This window comes from Rhodopseudomonas sp. P2A-2r (assembly GCF_026015985.1).
Classification (GTDB): domain Bacteria; phylum Pseudomonadota; class Alphaproteobacteria; order Rhizobiales; family Xanthobacteraceae; genus Tardiphaga.
The window spans coordinates 6,223,160-6,241,342 of the sequence record NZ_CP110389.1; the positions used below are offsets into that span (position 1 = coordinate 6,223,160).

17 protein-coding genes are annotated in these 18,183 nt (G+C 64.6%); 7 read left to right on the plus strand and 10 right to left on the minus strand.

The annotated features are described in order from the left end of the window. The first annotated feature begins 60 nt into the window (after positions 1-60). Genes ONR75_RS29915 through ONR75_RS29940 form a run of 6 tightly spaced genes read left to right on the plus strand, consistent with a single transcriptional unit; the run spans position 61 to position 4,506 of the window. On the plus strand, positions 61-1,215 hold the full coding sequence (locus ONR75_RS29915; RefSeq protein ID WP_265080442.1) for an ABC transporter substrate-binding protein: 1,155 nt from the start codon (positions 61-63) through the stop codon (positions 1,213-1,215). Positions 1,216-1,222: 7 nt separating this feature from the next. Beyond that, a complete protein-coding gene (locus ONR75_RS29920) occupies positions 1,223-1,960 on the plus strand; it encodes a branched-chain amino acid ABC transporter permease (RefSeq protein ID WP_265080443.1) in 738 nt (245 codons plus the stop codon). After that, positions 1,951-2,088: a hypothetical protein gene (locus ONR75_RS29925; protein WP_265080444.1), complete on the plus strand. Its 138-nt coding sequence runs from the start codon at positions 1,951-1,953 to the stop codon at positions 2,086-2,088. Before ONR75_RS29920 ends, ONR75_RS29925 begins: the two co-directional genes overlap by 10 nt. A gap of 39 nt (positions 2,089-2,127) precedes the next feature. Further along, the gene (locus tag ONR75_RS29930; protein ID WP_265080445.1) at positions 2,128-3,027 is read left to right on the plus strand and encodes a branched-chain amino acid ABC transporter permease; all 900 of its coding nucleotides are present in this window, start codon (positions 2,128-2,130) and stop codon (positions 3,025-3,027) included. Further along, positions 3,024-3,803, plus strand: coding sequence for an ABC transporter ATP-binding protein (locus ONR75_RS29935; protein ID WP_265080446.1), 780 nt, complete (start codon positions 3,024-3,026; stop codon positions 3,801-3,803). The genes ONR75_RS29930 and ONR75_RS29935 overlap by 4 nt, the downstream gene beginning before the upstream one ends. Then, positions 3,796-4,506, plus strand: coding sequence for an ABC transporter ATP-binding protein (locus tag ONR75_RS29940; protein ID WP_265080447.1), 711 nt, complete (start codon positions 3,796-3,798; stop codon positions 4,504-4,506). The genes ONR75_RS29935 and ONR75_RS29940 overlap by 8 nt, the downstream gene beginning before the upstream one ends. An 88-nt stretch (positions 4,507-4,594) precedes the next feature. Here ONR75_RS29940 and ONR75_RS29945 read toward each other — a convergent pair whose 3' ends face one another. The 10 genes from ONR75_RS29945 to ONR75_RS29990 all read right to left on the minus strand — a co-directional run bounded on the left by ONR75_RS29945 (position 4,595) and on the right by ONR75_RS29990 (position 17,257). After that, positions 4,595-5,548 (minus strand): Bug family tripartite tricarboxylate transporter substrate binding protein, encoded by a 954-nt coding sequence (locus tag ONR75_RS29945; RefSeq protein WP_265080448.1) that lies wholly within the window; start codon positions 5,546-5,548, stop codon positions 4,595-4,597. 127 nt (positions 5,549-5,675) lie between these two features. Further along, the gene (locus ONR75_RS29950) at positions 5,676-5,897 is read right to left on the minus strand and encodes a formate dehydrogenase subunit delta (RefSeq protein WP_265080449.1); all 222 of its coding nucleotides are present in this window, start codon (positions 5,895-5,897) and stop codon (positions 5,676-5,678) included. After that, positions 5,875-6,717, minus strand: a complete 843-nt coding sequence (gene fdhD / locus ONR75_RS29955; RefSeq protein ID WP_265080450.1) for a formate dehydrogenase accessory sulfurtransferase FdhD — start codon at positions 6,715-6,717, stop codon at positions 5,875-5,877. The genes ONR75_RS29950 and fdhD overlap by 23 nt, the downstream gene beginning before the upstream one ends. Positions 6,718-6,719: 2 nt before the next feature. Further along, positions 6,720-9,629 carry a formate dehydrogenase subunit alpha gene (gene fdhF, locus ONR75_RS29960; RefSeq protein WP_265080451.1) on the minus strand — a complete coding sequence of 970 codons (2,910 nt, stop codon included), beginning with the start codon at positions 9,627-9,629 and terminating at the stop codon, positions 6,720-6,722. Positions 9,630-9,638: 9 nt separating this feature from the next. Continuing rightward, positions 9,639-11,189 (minus strand): formate dehydrogenase beta subunit, encoded by a 1,551-nt coding sequence (locus ONR75_RS29965; RefSeq protein WP_265080452.1) that lies wholly within the window; start codon positions 11,187-11,189, stop codon positions 9,639-9,641. Then, positions 11,186-11,662, minus strand: a complete 477-nt coding sequence (locus ONR75_RS29970; RefSeq protein ID WP_265080453.1) for a formate dehydrogenase subunit gamma — start codon at positions 11,660-11,662, stop codon at positions 11,186-11,188. The genes ONR75_RS29965 and ONR75_RS29970 overlap by 4 nt, the downstream gene beginning before the upstream one ends. 158 nt (positions 11,663-11,820) lie before the next feature. Next, positions 11,821-12,714 carry a LysR family transcriptional regulator gene (locus ONR75_RS29975; RefSeq protein WP_265080454.1) on the minus strand — a complete coding sequence of 298 codons (894 nt, stop codon included), beginning with the start codon at positions 12,712-12,714 and terminating at the stop codon, positions 11,821-11,823. A gap of 238 nt (positions 12,715-12,952) precedes the next feature. Next, positions 12,953-13,159: a hypothetical protein gene (locus ONR75_RS29980; RefSeq protein WP_265080455.1), complete on the minus strand. Its 207-nt coding sequence runs from the start codon at positions 13,157-13,159 to the stop codon at positions 12,953-12,955. 405 nt (positions 13,160-13,564) lie between these two features. Then, entirely contained in the window at positions 13,565-15,565 is a 2,001-nt protein-coding gene (locus ONR75_RS29985) for a tetratricopeptide repeat protein (RefSeq protein WP_265080456.1), read from the minus strand. A 171-nt stretch (positions 15,566-15,736) separates the two neighbouring features. Continuing rightward, entirely contained in the window at positions 15,737-17,257 is a 1,521-nt protein-coding gene (locus ONR75_RS29990; RefSeq protein ID WP_265080457.1) for a porin, read from the minus strand. 343 nt (positions 17,258-17,600) lie between these two features. On the opposite strand from ONR75_RS29990, the gene ONR75_RS29995 reads away from it, so the two are divergent. Next, complete coding sequence (locus ONR75_RS29995; RefSeq protein ID WP_265080458.1) at positions 17,601-18,146, plus strand: MarR family winged helix-turn-helix transcriptional regulator; 546 nt, start codon at positions 17,601-17,603, stop codon at positions 18,144-18,146. The last annotated feature ends 37 nt before the right edge of the window (positions 18,147-18,183 follow it).

Here is an 18,183-nt window from a genome sequence, read left to right on the forward strand (position 1 = left end):
GCACTTCATTTGCATGCAAGTGGACAGACCGCTCACGCCACGCGCAAACAGGAAACACCGATGTTCCAGATATCCATGAAGATGCTGATGGCCGGCGCCGTCCTATCCAGCGCCCTGGTGCAGCAGGCGCAAGCGGAGCCCGCCGCGTGCCCGGCGACCATTCCGATCGGCCTGACCACGCCGCTCACCGGCAACCTCGCTTTGCTCGGCACCCAGGCGCGCAACGGCGCCGAATTCGCCGTCGACGAGATCAATGCCGCCGGCGGCATCGCGGGCAAGAAAATCGCGCTGACCACCGAGGATACCGGCGCCTCCTCTACCGACGCGCTCAATGCTATGAACCGCATCATCGACGGCAAGCCGCTGGTGATCATGGGCTCGATGATCTCGCCGCACGTGTTCGCGCAGACCGAAGCCGTCAACAAGTCCGAAACGCCGTTCGTGGTCGGCGCCACCAATGCCAAGGTGACGTCGCAGGGCTCGAAGTGGCTGTTCCGCACCCACGTGCATGATGGCCAGCTCGCGGACCTGATCCCGGAGTATCTGGTCAAGACGCTGGCCAAGACCAAGCCCGGCATCATGGCGGTGGCCGACGATTACGGCCTCGGCGCCTCCAAGGGCATCCAGGCCGCACTCGGCGAACTCAAGGTATCGCCGGTGGCGATCACTTCCTACGCACCGTCCGACAAGGACATGAGCGCACAGCTACTGGAGATCAAGGACAAGGGCGCCGACAGCCTGATCTTGTTCGGCCGGCCCTCGGATATCACCCTGGTGCTGAAGCAGATGGGCGACCTCGGCATCAAGATGCCGGTGATCGGCAACACCAGCATTGTCGCGCAGACCACGCTGAACAACCTCAGCGCCGCGGAGGCCGACGGCGGCTATGCGATCGGCGGCATGATCCCGCAGACCTCCACCGATCCCAAGATCATCGACTGGGCCAAGCGGGTGCAGGACAAGCACAAGGTGCCGGCCGACAACTTCACCGTCTCCTATTACGACTCCGTGCTGCTGCTGAAGTCGATCATCGAAAAGGTCGGCTGCGACAAGGCGGCGATCCGCGACGGCCTTGCCGCCACCAAGGACTGGAAGGGCATGCTGATCAGCTACCAGGCCGACGCCAAGGGCGATCTCGCGCATACGCTCGGCATCTACCGCAACAAGGGCAAGACGCCGGAACTCGCCGGCAACATCAAGGAAAAGGGTTTCTAGGCCTTTCATGGGACAGCTTATCGTCAACGGCCTGGCGCTGGGGAGCATCTATGCGCTGGTGGCGTTGGGGCTGCTGCTGATCTTCAACACCGTGCAGATCGTCAACTTCGCGCAGGGCCAACTCCTGATGCTCGGCGCCTTCATCGGCATTTCGGGCGCAGTCACCCATGAACTGCCGGTGGCGATGGCGTGGCTGGTGACTCTGGCGGCGATGGCGCTGGTCGGGATCGTCTTCATGGTGCTGGTGTACTTTCCCCTGCGCGGGCGGCCGCCGTTCCTGGTGATCCTCACCACCATCGCCATGGGCATCGTACTGGAAAACATCGCGATGATCATCTGGGGGCCGCTACCGGTGTCGCTGCCCTCCCCGGTGCGCGGACCGCCTCTGCGCTTCGCCGGTGTGGTGATCTCGATGCACCAGCTGTTCATCTTCGGCACGCTGGCGGTGATCCTGCTGCTGCAGTATCTGATGCTGACGAAGACGCGCTTCGGCATCCTGATGCAGGCCACCGCGCAGGACCTTCACACCGCGCGCCTGGTAGGCATTTCCGTCAACCGTACCATCGCCGTGGCCTTCGCGCTGGGCGCCATGCTTTCCGGCGTTGCCGGCCTGCTGGTGGCTCCGATCTTCCTTGCCGAGCCGACCATGGGCGGCAGTCTCGGCCTCAAGGGCTTCGTGGTCAGTGTCATCGGCGGGTTCGGCAACCTGCCCGGCGCGGTGATCGGCGGACTCTTTTGGGCCTGATCGAAACCTTTGGCGCGCGCTACATCTCGTCGAATTTCCGCGACGCCTATGCCTTCATCGTGATGATCGCCGTCCTCGTGGCCTGGCCACGCGGACTGTTCGGCGAGAAGAGCAGCGAGAAGGTGTGAGGTGATCAGCAAGCTCCCCTCGCCCTGGTCGCCGCCGCCGTGCTGGCTTTGCCGCTCGTCAGCCATGACGGCTATGTCATCCAGCTCTTGAACATCGCCATCCTCAACGCCATCGTGGTGCTCGGCCTCAACTTCGCCACCGGCTGGACCGGCCAGATCAATTTCGGCCAGGCCGCCTTCTATGGCCTCGGCGCCTACACCACCGCGATTGCTGGCAAGGCCGGCATGCCGTGGATCGCCACGCCCGTGCTTTCCGTCGCCGTGGTGATGATCGCCAGCCTGGCGCTCGGCCTGCCGACACTGCGGCTGCGCACCTATTACCTCGCCATGACCACCATCGGCTTCGGCGAAATCATCAGGCTGATCATCGTGCACTGGGAGCCGGTCACCGGCGGCACCTCCGGCCTGCGGGCGATCCCGGGCATCAGCGTGTTCGGCCTCGCGCCGCAAGGCCAGATCCAACACTATTATCTGCTGGTCGCCGCATTGGCGCTGGCCGCCCTCGTCGCGTCCCGCATCCGCCATTCGGCGCTCGGCCGCGCCATGATCGCCACCAAAGATTCCGAGATCGCGGCCGAGCAGAGCGGCGTCGACACGGTCCGCACCAAGCTGCTCGCCTTCATGATCGGCGCCGTCTATGCCGGCCTCGCCGGTTGCCTCTATGCCTCGTCGATCCGCTTCATCAGTCCCGACAGCTTCTCCGGGGTGCAGGCGATCCTGCTGATGACCATGCTGATCGTCGGTGGCATGGGCTCGATCACCGGCTGCATCATCGGCGCAGTGGCGCTGACCGTTCTGCCGGAGATGCTGCGCTTCCTCGGCCAGTGGTACCTCGTGCTCTACGGCCTCGGCGTCATCGCCGTGATCGTGCTGGCGCCGGGCGGGCTGGCGTCGATCGCGACATTGATACCGCGGCTACGCCAGGCAGGTGCGCGATGACGGATGCTCCGATCATCGCCGCACGCGGCGTGGCGCGGCGCTTCGGCGGCCTGGTGGCGCTGGACGGCGTTGACCTCGACGTGCCGCGCGGCATCGTGCAGGCCATCATCGGCCCGAACGGCTCCGGCAAGACCACGCTTCTCAACGCGCTGTCCGGCGCCTCCCATGCCGATGCCGGCTCGGTCCGCATCGCTGGCGAAGAGATCTTCCGCCTCAAGCCGCACCGCATCGCGCGCATCGGCCTGGCGCGTACGTTCCAGAACATCCGCATCTTCACCAACCTGACCGTGCTGGAGAACGTCATGGTCGCGGCTGCCTGCAAGGCACCGGCGTCACTGTTCAACATCATGACGTCGAATGCACGCCACAAGGCCAACGAGGCCGGCATCGAACAGGCCGCACGCGACGCGCTGGAGACGGTCGGCCTCGCCGGCCGCGCCCGCGACCGCGCCGCGCAATTGCCCTATGCCCAGCAGCGACTGCTGGAGATCGCGCGCGCGCTGGCCACGCAGCCCGCCGTGCTGCTGCTCGACGAGCCTGCTGCCGGCATGAACATGACCGAGAGCATGACACTGCTCGCGACCATCGCAAAGCTCAAGGACCGCGGCATCACGGTGGTGCTGGTCGAGCACAATGTGCGGCTGGTGATGGGCATCAGCGACCGTGTCGCGGTGCTGGACTTCGGCAGGAAGATCGCCGAGGGCGCTCCCGCCGAGGTGCAGCGCAATCCGCTGGTGATCGAGGCCTATCTCGGCAGGCGGCACCGTCATGCTTAAGGTCGACAACCTCCACGTCTCCTACGGCCATATCGAGGTGCTGAAGGGCATCTCCTTCAGCGTCGAGATGGGCGAGATCGTCGCTTTGATCGGCGGCAACGGCGCCGGCAAGACCACCACGCTGAGCACCATCTCCGGCCTGCTCCGCCCTACCGCCGGCAGCATCGTTTGGAAGGGCGAGGCCATTCACGGCACCGCGGTGGAAACCATCGTCGGCGCCGGGCTGGCGCACTGCCCGGAAGGACGGCGGATCTTTCCCGGACTCACCGTGCGCGAGAACCTGATCACCGGCACCGCGTCGCGGCGCTACAGGAAGGCCGAGGTCGAGGACGACCTTGCGCTGGTGTTCGAGCTGTTTCCGCGCCTCAAGGAGCGCCTCAAGCAGGGTGGCTGGTCGCTGTCCGGCGGCGAGCAACAGATGCTGGCCATCGGCCGCGCGCTGATGAGCCGACCGAGCCTGCTGATGCTCGACGAGCCGTCGCTGGGACTGGCGCCCATCGTCATCGAGCAGGTGTTCGACAAGATCCTCGAGCTCAACAAGCGCACCGGTCTCGGCGTGCTGCTGGTGGAGCAGAATTCGGCGATGGCGCTGGAGATCGCCAGCCGCGCTTTCGTGCTGGAGACCGGCAGCATCACACTATCCGGGCCGGCTTCGGTCCTGGCCGACGATCCACGGATTCGGGAAGCGTATCTCGGGGGCTAGGCTTGGTTCGCTGATCTGGCAGGATGGCGTTACTTCCCTCTCCCCGTCCGGCGAAGCAAGCTTCGCCAGGCGGCGAGAGGTGAAGTTGCTACTTCACATCCTTGAGCAGCAGCATGTTGGCGGCAAGCTCCTTGGCGACAAGCGTATCCATCGCCGCGGGCTCGATCGGATAGGGTTCGACGCCGAGCTTCTTCAGGCTGGCCTGCATCGCGGGCTCCGCCAGCACCTTGACGCCGGCGGCGTGGATCTTGTCGACGATGTCGCGCGGCGTTTTCGACGGCGCGAAGACGCCGATCCAGACCGTGCTGGCGCCGTCCGGCAGGCCGGCCTCGGCCATCGACGGCACCTCGGGCAATTCCGTCGCGCGCACGGCGGTCGAGACCACCAGCGCCCGCACCTGGCCTTCGCGGATCAGCGGCAGCGCGGTGGCCAGCGGGCAGAAATAGAAGTCGATGCGGCCGCCGAGGATGTCGGTGATCACGTCGGGCCCGCCGCGATACGGCACATGGGTGGCCTCGAAGCCGCCGGCGCGGCGGAATTTTTCGGCACTGATATGAACGGCGCTGCCGACGCCGACCGAGCCAAAATTGATCGCCGACCCCTTGGCCTTTGCGGCGGTCAGGAAATCCGCCACCGACCGCCACGGACGGTCCATCGGCACGATCATCACATTGGCGTTGGCGCCGATCATCAGCACCGACGACAGGTCCTTTGCGACGTCATAGGGTAGATTGGGGAAGATCGCTGGCCCGATCGCCAGCGCCGAGGAATGCCCGAGAATGGTGTAGCCATCGGGGTCCGCCTTGGCGACCGCCGCCGTGCCCAGCGTGCCGCCTGCCCCGACGCGATTTTCCACCACGATGGTCTGGCCGAGTTCAGGGCCCAGCCGCTCGAACACGATGCGCGGCACCACGTCGGTGGCGCTGCCGGCACCGAACGGGATGATCGCCTTGATCAGCCGCGAGGGGTAGCTGTCGGCATGCACCGAGACCGGGGCCAGCAGGATGGCGGCCAAACTCGACCACCGCAGAAACTTGTTCATGACGCGCTCCATTCGCACCATCCGACGGGATGGTGGGCCAATCGGCCGAAGGCGCAAGCTTTGCAAGATTCGGACCGCGCCGTCATTCCGGCGCGAGGGCGTAGCCCGAGCGAGCCCGGAACGACAGCTAGCCCTTCAGCTTCACCAGCGCATCGCGGACGTTGATGTCGAGGCCGGCGCCGCCGGCGTCGAGATGGGCCATGATCGCCTTGCGCATGCGCGGATCCCAGAACTTCTTGATGTGCTCGGCGATGCCCGGCACGGCCTTGTCCTGGCCCTGGCTGTTGAAGAAGGTCCCGATCTGGTTGGCCATATAGATCAGACGTTCAGGCGACGAAGGTGATTGCATGATCCGTTTCCTGCGTCACGGCGTCGAAGGCGACGCGGTGCGAATGGGTGAAGACTTCGAAGCCGTCGCCGCGGGTAATCGCCGCCAGCGTGATGCCGGCGGCGGCGGCCATGCGTACCGCCAGCGCGGTGGGCGCCGACACGGCCACCAGCAGCGGCGCGCCCAGCGCCGCGGCCTTCTGCACCATCTCCACCGACACCCGGCTGGTCAGCAGCACCATGCCGTCGGCGGCGTCGATGCGATCGCGCACGAGCGCCCCGGCGAGCTTGTCGAGCGCGTTGTGGCGGCCGACGTCCTCGCGCAAGGCGACGATGCCGCGCGCCGGCGTCCAGAATGCCGCCGCATGGGCGGCGCGGGTCTCGGTGTTGATCTTCTGCAAGGCAGGCACCGCCTGCATCGCCGCCACGATCTGCTGCGGCGAGAAGCGGCGGCCGGCGCCGACGATCGCTGCCGGCCTGACCGCCTCGGCGATGGAGTCGATGCCGCATAGCCCGCAGCCGGTCGGGCCGGCCATCCGCCTTCGCCGCGCGCTGATGCCGTCCGCGGTGGCGGCGTCCAGCCACATCCGCAGTTCGATGCCGTCGTCGAATTCAACGGCCTCGAACGACTGGATCTCGGCGGCCGAAGCAACCACGCCCTCACTGAGGCTGAAGCCGATGGCAAAGTCGTGGAGGTCCTGCGGCGTCCCCATCATCACGGCATAGGTGCCGCCATTGTAGGTGATCGCCAGCGCGGTCTCTTCCGGCACCGCACGCACGCCTTCACTGGCGCCGTCGCGGCGCCAGATCGTGCGTGTGACCGAGCGTACCGGGTCGTGCATGTCTACTCCGCGGCTTCCACGGCCGGCACCGCGATGCGTCGCGACTGACGGGCCTGCTCGTCATATTCCTTCTGCCATTCCGAAGGTCCGTTCGACGGCGAGATCTGCACCGCCGTGACCTTGTATTCCGGGCAGTTGGTGGCCCAGTCCGAGAACTCGGTGGTGATCACATTGGCCTGCGTGGTCGGGTGATGGAACGTGGTATAAACCACGCCGGGCGCGACGCGCTCGGTGATCAACGCGCGCAAGGTGGTCTCGCCGGCGCGGCTCTGCAGTTTGCACCAGTCGCCGTCCCGGATGCCGCGCATCTCCGCATCGTGCGGATGCATCTCCAGCCGGTCCTCCTCATGCCAGACCACATTTTCGGTGCGCCGCGTCTGCGCGCCGACATTGTACTGGCTGAGAATGCGGCCGGTGGTGAGCAGCAGCGGGAAGCGCGGCCCGGTCTTCTCGTCGGTGGCGACGTATTCGGTGCGCATGAACTTGCCCTTGCCGCGCACGAAGCCGTCGATATGCATGACCGGCGTGCCCAGCGGCATCTTCTCGTTGCAGGGCCACTGCACCGAGCCGAGCTCGTCGAGCTTGGCATAGGACACGCCGCTAAAGGTCGGCGTCAGCGCCGCGATCTCGTCCATGATCTCCGAAGGATGATTGTAGTGCATCTCGTAGCCCAGCGCCCTGGCGAAGCCGAGGGTGACTTCCCAGTCTTCCAGGCCGTTCTTCGGCGACATCACCTTGCGCACGCGCTGGATGCGGCGTTCGGCATTTGTGAAGGTGCCGTTCTTTTCCAGGAAGGTCGAGCCCGGGAAGAATACATGGGCGTAGTTGGCGGTCTCGTTGAGAAAGAGATCATGGACGATGACACATTCCATCGCCGACAGCGCCGATACCACATGCTTGGTGTTGGGATCGGACTGCAGGATGTCCTCGCCCTGCACGTAGAGGCCCATGAAGGTGCCTTCGACGGCGGCATCGAACATGTTGGGAATGCGCAGGCCCGGGTCGGGATTGAGCTTGACGTTCCACAGCGACTCGAAGGTCTCGCGCACCGCATCGCCGGAGATGTGGCGATAGCCCGGCAGCTCGTGCGGGAACGAGCCCATGTCGCAGGAGCCCTGCACGTTGTTCTGGCCGCGCAGCGGGTTCACGCCGACGCCGGGACGGCCGATATTGCCGGTGGCCATTGCGAGATTGGCGATGGCGATCACCGTGGTCGAGCCCTGGCTGTGCTCAGTGACCCCGAGCCCGTAATAGATCGCGCCATTGCCACCGGTGGCGAACAGCCTGGCCGCTTCGCGCAATTCCCGGGGATCGACGCCGGTCATGATGGCGGTGGCTTCGGGCGAGTGGTTGGGCTGCGCGACAAACGACGCCCAGTCCTCGAACTCGCTCCAGTCGCAGCGTTCGCGCACGAAGGCCTCGTCTGCGAGGCCTTCGGTGACGATGACATGGGCGATGGCAGTGAGCACGGCGACATTGGTGCCGGGCATCAGCGGCAGATGGTGCTGCGCCTCGATATGCGCCGAGCGGACAATGTCGGTGCGGCGCGGATCGACGACAATCAGTTTTGCGCCGGCGCGCAGCCGCTTCTTCAGCCGCGAGGCGAATACCGGATGGCCGTCGGTGGGATTGGCGCCGATGATCATCACCACATCGGTCTGTTCGACGGAATCAAAATCCTGGGTGCCGGCCGAGGTGCCGAAAGTCGACGACAGGCCGTAGCCGGTCGGCGAATGGCAGACGCGGGCGCAGGTGTCGACATTGTTGTTGCCGAAGCCGGCGCGGATCAGCTTCTGCACCACGAAGACCTCTTCATTGGTGCAGCGCGACGAGGTGATGCCGCCGATCGAATCGCGGCCGTATTTCGCCTGGATGCCCTTGAATTTTGCGGCGGCAAAGTTGAACGCCTCGTCCCATGATACTTCCTGCCAGGGATCGGTGATCTTCTCGCGGATCATCGGGTTGAGGATGCGTTCCTTGTGGTTGGTGTAGCCCCAGGCAAACCGACCCTTGACGCAGGAATGGCCGCGATTGGCCTTGCCGTCCTTGTACGGCACCATGCGCACCACTTCCTCGCCGCGCATTTCGGCCTTGAAGGTGCAGCCGACACCGCAATAGGCGCAGGTGGTGACGACCGAATGCTCGGGCTGGCCGATGGCAATCACCGACTTCTCAGTCAGCGTCGCGGTCGGGCAGGCCTGCACGCAGGCACCGCACGACACGCATTCGGAGCCGAGAAAACTCTCGCTCATGCCGGGCGACACCCGACTGTCGAAACCGCGGCCGGAAATGGTCAGCGCGAAGGTGCCCTGCACTTCCTCGCAGGCGCGGACGCAACGCGAGCAGACGATGCACTTCGAGGGATCATAGGTGAAGTACGGATTGCTCTCGTCCTTCGCCATCCAGCGGTCGTTCTCGCAATCATGGGGCGAATGATCGGGCGAGTGATTATGTGCCTTGGCGAAGACGTGGTTCTCGCCAGCATCGCCGTAGCGTACGTCGCGCAGGCCCACTGCCCCTGCCATGTCCTGCAGCTCGCAGTCGCCGTTGGCGGCACAGGTCAGGCAGTCCAGCGGGTGGTCGGAGATATACAGCTCCATCACGCCCTTGCGGAGCGTCTTCAGCCGTTCATTCTGGGTGTGGACCACAAGGCCTTCCATGGCCGGCGTGGTGCAGGAGGCCGGCGTACCGGCGCGGCCCTCGATCTCGACCAGACAGAGCCGGCACGAGCCGAACGCATCCACCATGTCGGTGGCGCAGAGCTTTGGAATCTGGGTGCCCGCCTCCATGGCGGCACGCATGATCGAGGTGCCCTCGGGAACGGAGATACTTTTGCCGTCGATCGTCAGTGTGACCATCTTCTCAGCCTTGGAGCGCGGGGTGCCGAAATCGATTTCATGAACGAGCGACATGAGGTGCTCCTATTCTGCTGCTTGCAGGCGGGCCGGCGTCGGCGCGAAGTCGTCCGGAAAGTGCTTCAGCGCGCTCATCACCGGATAGGACGTGAAGCCGCCGAGCGCACAGAGCGAGCCGAATTTCAGGGTATGGCAGAGATCTTCCAGCACGGCGGTGTTCTCGGCCACGCGCTCGCCACGGCGAATCTTGTCGATGGTCTCGACGCCGCGGGTGGAGCCGATGCGGCATGGGGTGCACTTGCCGCAGGACTCGACGGCACAGAACTCCATGGCGAAGCGCGCCTGCTTCGCCATGTCGACGCTGTCGTCGAACACCACGATGCCGCCGTGGCCGATCAACCCGTCGCGCTTGGCAAAGGCCTCGTAGTCGAACGGCGTATCGAACAACTCGCGCGGGAAATAGGCGCCGAGCGGACCGCCGACCTGCACGGCGCGGACCGGACGGCCGCTCAAGGTGCCGCCGCCGACCTCGTCGACCAGTTCGCCAAGCGTGATGCCGAACGCGACCTCGAACAACCCGCCGTTTTTGATATTGCCGGCGAGTTGGATCGGCATGGTGCCGCGCGAGCGGCCCATGCCGAATTCCGCATAGGCCTTGGCACCGTCGTTGAGAATAAAGGGGATTGCCGCGAACGACAGCACGTTGTTGATCACCGTGGGCTTGCCGAACAGGCCCTTGTGCGCCGGTAGCGGCGGCTTGGCACGGACGATGCCGCGGCGGCCCTCGAGACTTTCCAGCAGCGCCGTCTCCTCGCCGCAGACATAGGCGCCGGCACCGACACGGACTTCGAGATCGAAGCTGTGCGCGGAGCCGCAGATATTGGCGCCGAGGAAACCGGCGCGCTCGGCTGCGGCGATCGCGATGTTGGTGGCGGCGATGGCGTGGGGATATTCCGAGCGGATGTAGATGTAGCCCTTGGTGGCGCCCACGGCGATGCCGGCGATGGTCATGCCCTCGATCACCACAAAGGGATCGCCCTCGAACAGCATGCGGTCGGCGAAGGTGCCGCTGTCACCCTCGTCGGCGTTGCAGACGATGAACTTTCGATCGGCGGCGGTGTCCGCCACGGTCTTCCACTTGATGCCGGTGGGGAAGCCGGCACCACCGCGACCGCGCAGGCCGGAGGTGGTGACGTCGGCGATGATCTGCGCCGGTGTCAAGGTCAGCGCGCGCGCCAGGCCCTTGTAGCCGTCATAAGCGCGATATTCGTCGAGCGAGCGCGGGTCGATGACACCGCAGCGCGCGAAGCTTAGGCGGGTCTGCCGCTTCAGCCAGGGGATCTCCTCTGTGACACCAAGACGCAGCGGATGCGCCGCGTCGGCGATCATCGCGTCGAGCACCGCATCGACATCGTCCTCGGCCACCGGGCCAAAGGCGACGCGGCCTTGCGGCGTCGCCATCTCGATCATCGGCTCCAGCCAGTAAAGTCCACGCGAACCGTTGCGCACGATCTCGAGCTCGAGCTTTCGCGCTTCGGCGGCGCGCACGAAAGCGTCAGCCACGTCGTCGGCACCGACAGCAACCGCGCCGGCATCGCGGGGAACAAAGATCTTCATCGCTGCGCCTCCGCGACCAGCGCATCGAGGCGCTTCTCGGTGAGGCGTCCGACCACGCGGCTGTCGAGCATGGCAGATGGCGCGGTGGCGCACAGGCCGAGGCAATAGATCGGCTCCAGCGTGACGCGCTGATCCGCCGTGGTGTTGCCGAGCTTGATGCCCAGGCTGGATTCGGCGCGCGCCGCCAGCGCATCGCCGCCGGCGGCCTGGCAAGCCTCGGCGCGGCACAGCTTCAGCACGTGCTGGCCCGCAGGCTCATGGCGGAAATCGTGATAGAAAGTGAAGACACCGTAGACTTCGGCGCGCGACAGGTTGAGCGCCGACGCGATCATCGGAATCGCCGGCTCCGGCACGTAGCCGAAGACTTCCTGCAATGCATGCAGGATAACCAGCGTGCCGCCCTCCACATGCGAAAGGCCCGCGATGATCTCCGCGCTCCGCGTCTCGTCCCAAGGTTCATAGCGTGAGGTCATTGGCGTGCCCGACGTTGATGTTCAGGCGCCAATGAGAGTTGGAATTAATCCAAAGATCAATAAAGCAGTCTCATGCTGCGATACGGAAACCTGATCGATCAGGAAACGACATCACACGATCGGCAACCGGAATGAACAGCGAGAGCGGAATCGCGGCGTCAAGCTTCCAGCGACGGCGCCACTTCGCGCGCAATCTGCACCAGGGCCGCGATCAACGGCGTCATCGGGTCGCGCTGCGGCACCACGAGTCCGACGCCATAGGTGACGACGGGATCGATAATCGGAATCATCCGCACTGCTCCGGTGAGGCCCAGCGTCTGCGCCAGCTTGGCAGGCATCACACTGGCCCAGCGGCCGGTCTTCACATGGGTGTACAGCACGATGATCGAATTCGAGGTCAACGTCGGCACCGCCTCGGCGCCGACCGATTTTAGCGCGCGATCGATGATCCGGCGGTTCTGCATGTCGGGCGTCAGCAGGCATAGCGGCACCTGGCCGACTTCCTTCCAGGTCACTTCGTCGCGGTCGCCGAACATGCCGTCGGGCGACGTCAGCAAACGGTAGCTCTCCTGATACAGCGGGATCGAGCGAACCTTGCCGAGCGGTTCGTTCTCAATGTAGGTGAGTCCGGCATCGACCTCGAGATTTTCCAGCAGGCCGAGCACGGCCGCCGAGGTGCACGACTGCACGCGAAAGCGCACGTCGGGATAGCGGGCGCGGAACGGCGTGGTGAGCGACTCCACCATGCCGAGCGCGGTCGGGATCGCCGCGATGCGGATCTCGCCGGACAGGCGATCCTTGAGGCCGTTGATTTCCTGGCGCATGGCGCGGGCGTCGCCGACGATGCGCCGCGCCCAGTCGAGCGCCCGTTCGCCCTCCGGGGTAAAGCCCTGGAAACGTGAGCCGCGTTGCACCAGCATGACGCCGAGGAATTCCTCAAGCTGCTTCAGGCTGGTGGACATGGTCGGCTGGGTGACGCCGCAGGCCTCGGCGGCGCGGCCGAAGTGCCGTTCCTTGGCGAGCGCCAGCAACAGTTCGAGCTTGTCGATCAAGGGAGCCTCGGTCCGGGCATGATGTCAGGATCGCGCGATACCGACGATGCCATTCGCCGTTCGCCGGCTGGCAACATAGGGCGCTATGCGACTCCCCTGCAACCGGTCAGCAAGCTGCGCGCAAGCCGATCGGGCCTCATAGGGGTGCAACAAGAGGTGTCGCGAGCCAAGGCGACTGGTCTGGATGAAGCGATCACAGTCGGGCGCGCCAGACAGGCGCGGCCCGGTATCGAAGGGATCAGCCGAGGCGGCTGATCTGCTCCTCGGTCACCACGCGCTCAACGTTTTCCGTCTTGCTCTTGATGCGGTAGCGCGGACGGCCGTCGGCCTCGATGGGCAGGCAGGAGGTGATGGTGTACACGCTTCGCTCCTTGACCATGGCGCGGCCTTGGGGACCCTGAAGCTGGTGGTGAACGTCGTCGTTAATCGCGTAGTTGTGCGCCATTTTTTTGCTCTCCGGTGAGCGGCTTTTAGCCACAACGGCTCGGCAAAGCAACAAATCCCGTGCAATACCGGTCAGATAGCTCGTCAGGCCTGATATGCAGTTAATACAGAAGTGGCCGGCTACCGGGCTCATCGCCTCTACAGCTGTTGCCGATCGGGCTGGCGAAGCGCCAGGCCAGAAACCGAAAAACCTCCGGCAGGGCATTGCCGGAGGTTTCGGAGGTTTACGTATAAAAGTGCGTCGTCTCCCTGAGACATCTGCCGTCAAAGAATTTGCCGGCTGCGCCCATGAAGACTACATGACTTAGAACGATGAGTTCAATAGCTGATTTAATCAGGCTATTCGGAAAATGGTGGAACTCCTCGAAAGTTGATCGCCCGGTGGAACATTAACCACGACTCGCCCTCAGCGGGATGCCCTGGGGCGCGCGGCCACCGCGATGTGATCGGGCGGCAAGCCGGCCCGGGAACGCTCGACCATGGCCAGATAGGCCGTTTCGATGTGCTCCGTGACCCGCGCCGTATCGAACAGCGGGGCGGCAAGCCGATTATCCCGGAGCGTCCCTGCGATCGCCGCCAGACGGGCCGGCTGCGTCGCCAGCTCGATCGCCAGACGCTCATAGTCCGACTGCGACGTGGCGACCAGTTCCGGCAGGCCGATATTGTGCAGCAGGCTGGCCGCCACCCTGCCTGCGAAGGTTTCGCCGCGGCAGGTCAGCAGCGGCAGGCCAGCCCATAGCGCATCGCTGGCCGTGGTGTGGGCATTGTAAGGCAGCGTGTCCAGAAACAGGCCGGCGCAGCGATGCCGGGCGAGATGTTCGTCCGCCGGCATCCGTTCCGCGAAGACGAGACGCCCGGCCTCGACGCCGCGCGCGACGGCTTCGCGACGCAGATTGGCGGCGGCCGCGGCATTGTCCTCGAGCAGCCAGAGCACGCTGCCGGGCACCTGTTTCAGGATGCGCATCCAGCCGTCGAAGGTCGCGGGCGTGATCTTGTAGTTGTTGTTGAAGCAGCAGAACACGAATCCCTCGGCGGGAAGGCCGCACTCCGCCCGGCTGAACGTCCACTCGGCAATCGGTCGCTGCCGGTCGTTGGCCTGATAGCAGTCCGGCAGCCACGCGACCTTCTCGCTGTAGAACTGCCGGTGTTCGGCCGGCAGCACGTGACGATCGGCGATGATGTAATCCATGTAGCGCGCGCCCAGCGTCCCCGGGAAACCGAGATAGTTGACCTGAATGGGCGCTGCCCGCCGCGCGAACACGCGGGTGCGGGCGTCGCCGAAATAGCCGTTCAGATTGACCAGAATGTCGATGCCAGCGGCGCGAATCGCGGCCACCGCTTGCGGGTCGGACAAGGCCGCGATGTCGATACTGCCGTCGACGGCGGCGTCGATGCGCCGGCGCGTCGCACTGCCGTCGTCAAAGCCGTTGTCGATGGCAACGACCTCGAATTGCTGCCTGTCGTGCTGTTCGAGGACGCCGACCAGCAGCAGCGAGGTGGCCTGCTGGCGAAACTCGCCTGACAGGTAGCCGATGCGGATCTTGCCTGCCGTGCGCAGTGCCGGCAGATCCGACTTGTCGAAGCGCGCGGGAAAACGGTTTGCGCTGTAGATTTCGGCGCAGCGTTGCAGACTGCGTTCCGACATGGCGATGCCCTGCCAGGCGAAGGGTTCGACGGACAGGCGCCCCGCCGCGAGATCGCGGTCGATATCGGAAATGAGGCGGTCGGTCCCGGCCCAGTCGCAGGTCAGCATCTTCTGGTGCAGCAGATCGCCCTTCACCAGTGGCATTTGCGGGTCGATCTCAAGCGCGCGGGCATAGGCGCCGGCGGCCTCGGCGGGGCGCCGCAACTTCTGAAGGATAAAACCGCGGCTGAACCAGGCTTCCGCCATCCCCGGCTTCATCGCCAGCGTCCGGTCGCACGCGACCAGCGCGTCGTCATAGCGTTTCAGCCTGGTGAGGGATCGGCTCCGGTTGAAGAAAGTCGCCGGGTCGTTCGGATTGAGCGAAGCGGCCCGGTCGAAGTCGGCAATGGCGGCCTGGGGATCGTTGAGATCGTTCAGCGCCGCGCCGCGCGCGTTCCAGCTGTCGGCACTGCCGGGATTGAGCGCAATCGCCTGGGTGAAGCGCTGCACGGCTTCGTCCGGACGGCCCAGCGCCTTCAGGACCAGGCCGTAGTTGTAGAACGTGGCGTCGGAGGTTGCGCTCAGCTTCAGCGCGGACTGCAGCAGGGGTTCGGCCTCGGCGAACTTCTTCTGCGCCACAAGAACGACGGCGAGCAGGTTCAGCGCCGCCGGATGGCGCGGCTCCTTGCGCAGCAACTGCCTGAAGGATCGTTCGGCCTCGGCGAGCTGGCCCTGCTGGAAAGACGCGATGCCCCGTTTGAAGAGTTCAGCGGCGGATGCCATTCGCTTGCGAGCCCTTTCCCGGTGCAACAGAGCGGCCTTATAGACGCCGGACGGGCCCAGGTCGACAGCCGCGGGGCGCGACACGCAGGCCACGCGCGCAAGCAAAAACCCCCGGCAGTTTCCTGCCGGGGGTCTTTGTTTCAGATCTTGAGCGTCGTGAGACGATCAGGATTAGAAGGAGCGGGAGATCTGAACCCCGCCGTTGTAGATGTTCTGGCCACCGAGACCGTACACGGCATTCGCCGCAGCGCCGCTCACGCCACCGAGGTTGGTGTAGGTTCCGCTGAGGTTCGTGTTCAAACGGCTGTAGACGAACTCAGCCGCAATGGTCAGATCCTTCACCGGGGTCCAGGCGGTACGGGTACCTACCTGAGCCGTCGAGAGCTTCATGTCGCCACCGGTGACATTGAGCGAGCCAAAACCAGTGGTCCCCACGCCAGCTCCCGACAGAGCCGTAATCAGAGCCGCGTTACCGGCAGCACCGTAGGAGATCTGGGTGTAGTTACCAAACACCGACGTACGCCATGCCGGATTCCAGTAGTGCTCGTAGAACGCGCTGACGTCCCAGGAGGTGCTCAGGTCGATACCGGTGCCATTGGTATACACGCCGTCAAGCACGTAACCGAAAGCGAGGGTGCCGGCGCTCGGACCGCTGGCGCGGAGGTATCGCCCTGCGCCCGCGGTATCAAGCGTGCCGCCCCAGACATACTTGGCAGCGCCCTTGGCGTAGGTTGCTTCCATCTTGAAGCTGTCACCGGCGCCGGTGGGCAGGTTCTTCAGCTCGAAGCCGCCGCTGACGGCGTAGCCCCAGGTCGTGGCCGGACGGCCGTTGTCTACGACTGCGCCTGCAACGGGGAAGCCGCTGTAGTAGTTGCCGTGAACTTCATGACCAGCAGCCGACACGAAGGCCGAACCCCATGCCTGATCGAGGCGCAGGTTGCCGACGATGTCAGGCATGTGATCGCCACCCGCCTGGTTGCCCGTGAAGTTGCCAGGGCCGTATGCACCGCCTGTGAGCAAGGGGGTCGGGCTGAAGGCGAGCGACGTATTGACCACACCGGCGGTGCGGTAGGGCTGCGCGTCTTCCAGCGAGATCGTGGCCGACATGCCATTGCCGAAGGAAGCCGTGTAGGCCAGCATCGGGATGCCGGTCGCGTTGTTGGAGCCGGCGTTCAGGCCCGACGAAATCGTCGGCTTGGCCAGCGCCCACTGCGGATCGAACATCGAGACCGACTTACCGAAGGTGAAGCCGGCGAACTGGATGAACGCGTAGTCGACTTCGACCGGTGCGCCGCCAGCGATACCCGAAACGCCGCGCGTCCAGTCGAACTTCGCGTCGCCATAGGTACGCAGAACACCGTATTCGGTGGCCGTGCGGGTATCGATGTTCACGTTGAAACGAGCGCGGGTCTGAAAGAAGTCACGCGACCAAGCCTGCGAACCGGGAGCGCCACCCTGCCACTGCGGGGCATCGTAGATGTTGCCGTTGAGCGCGGTGTCGATACGGATTGCGCCGCCGATCTTGATGCAGGTGTCGGTGCCCGGGATGTAGTAGAAGCCGGCGCCGTACAGCGAGCAGATCTTCACGTATTCGACCGCCTTGGCCTTCATCGGAAGATCGGCTGCCTGTGCTCCACCGATGGCGAGAAGACCCGCCGCGGAGCCGAGAATAAGGCCCTTAATCGTTGTCATGGTAAACCTCCAAGTTGTTCTTAAAGGGAAGGTTCCGGATCCGCCGGGTGACGACCACCCGAAGATTGTTCCCTTAGTCCCCCACTACCGCCTGGTACTTCGCGTCTTCGGTCCCACCCGCATAACGCGAGGTACTAAAGCGAATTACTTCAACGGGACGACTGCGGGTTGCCCCATCGCCGAAACGGACAATGCCTGCGCGCTTCGCTTAAGCAAAATACTTTATGAACTCATGCATCTTTATCGCGCCGCAGTGTGGTTTCCCTGCAACACACGAAGTTGTGGCTTGCCTGTCGCAATTGCCTGATAGAGTTATGTAAATTGGAAAACTGCAGGACGAGTCATGGCTAATCGAGCGAGCGTAATCAAGGTGGACGAAGACTTCGGCACCGACGAAGAAACACTACCGGCGCACCTGGCAGGCAAGAATCAGGAGCTCCTGCGGCAATTCACCTGGGACATTGCTGCAATCAACGTCCATCTCGACGGGATCCGCTACTTCTGGGCCAAGGAACTCGGCATCAGCGGCCCGCAATGGATGATCCTCATGGCCATCGGGGATCTCGACCGCGGCAAGGGGGTTCCAGTCAAGGATGTCTCGGCCATGCTGCATGTCGACCCGTCCTTCGTGACGACCCAGTCCAAGATGCTCGAGAAGAACGGCTTTCTGCGCCGGATCCCGTCCCGCGAGGACGCCAGAGTGGTGCTGATGTCGCTGTCCGACAAGGCCAGCAAGAAGATCGCAACGTTGTCGTCCCGTCGCGATGCGCTGTTCGCTTTCGTGATGGCAGAATTCGACCCCGCCGCGCTGCTGGAGGTCGCGTCTCATATGGCCCGGCTCAAGGTACGGCTGGAAAAAGCCAACCTGATGCTCGCGGTGGATAGCTGAGTTTTCTGGCAGGTGCGACGCCGGCCACCGGACGAAG

What these genes read in the sequence shown, in the direction of transcription:
- ONR75_RS29915 (WP_265080442.1), top strand. Translation starts at nt 61, where the DNA reads ATGTTCCAGATATCCATGAAGATGCTGATGGCCGGCGCCGTCCTATCC.
- ONR75_RS29920 (WP_265080443.1), top strand. Translation starts at nt 1,223, where the DNA reads ATGGGACAGCTTATCGTCAACGGCCTGGCGCTGGGGAGCATCTATGCG.
- ONR75_RS29935 (WP_265080446.1), top strand. Translation starts at nt 3,024, where the DNA reads ATGACGGATGCTCCGATCATCGCCGCACGCGGCGTGGCGCGGCGCTTC.
- ONR75_RS29940 (WP_265080447.1), top strand. Translation starts at nt 3,796, where the DNA reads ATGCTTAAGGTCGACAACCTCCACGTCTCCTACGGCCATATCGAGGTG.
- ONR75_RS29945 (WP_265080448.1), bottom strand. Translation starts at nt 5,548, where the DNA reads ATGAACAAGTTTCTGCGGTGGTCGAGTTTGGCCGCCATCCTGCTGGCC.
- ONR75_RS29950 (WP_265080449.1), bottom strand. Translation starts at nt 5,897, where the DNA reads ATGCAATCACCTTCGTCGCCTGAACGTCTGATCTATATGGCCAACCAG.
- fdhD (WP_265080450.1), bottom strand. Translation starts at nt 6,717, where the DNA reads ATGCACGACCCGGTACGCTCGGTCACACGCACGATCTGGCGCCGCGAC.
- fdhF (WP_265080451.1), bottom strand. Translation starts at nt 9,629, where the DNA reads ATGTCGCTCGTTCATGAAATCGATTTCGGCACCCCGCGCTCCAAGGCT.
- ONR75_RS29965 (WP_265080452.1), bottom strand. Translation starts at nt 11,189, where the DNA reads ATGAAGATCTTTGTTCCCCGCGATGCCGGCGCGGTTGCTGTCGGTGCC.
- ONR75_RS29970 (WP_265080453.1), bottom strand. Translation starts at nt 11,662, where the DNA reads ATGACCTCACGCTATGAACCTTGGGACGAGACGCGGAGCGCGGAGATC.
- ONR75_RS29980 (WP_265080455.1), bottom strand. Translation starts at nt 13,159, where the DNA reads ATGGCGCACAACTACGCGATTAACGACGACGTTCACCACCAGCTTCAG.
- ONR75_RS29985 (WP_265080456.1), bottom strand. Translation starts at nt 15,565, where the DNA reads ATGGCATCCGCCGCTGAACTCTTCAAACGGGGCATCGCGTCTTTCCAG.
- ONR75_RS29990 (WP_265080457.1), bottom strand. Translation starts at nt 17,257, where the DNA reads ATGACAACGATTAAGGGCCTTATTCTCGGCTCCGCGGCGGGTCTTCTC.
- ONR75_RS29995 (WP_265080458.1), top strand. Translation starts at nt 17,601, where the DNA reads ATGGCTAATCGAGCGAGCGTAATCAAGGTGGACGAAGACTTCGGCACC.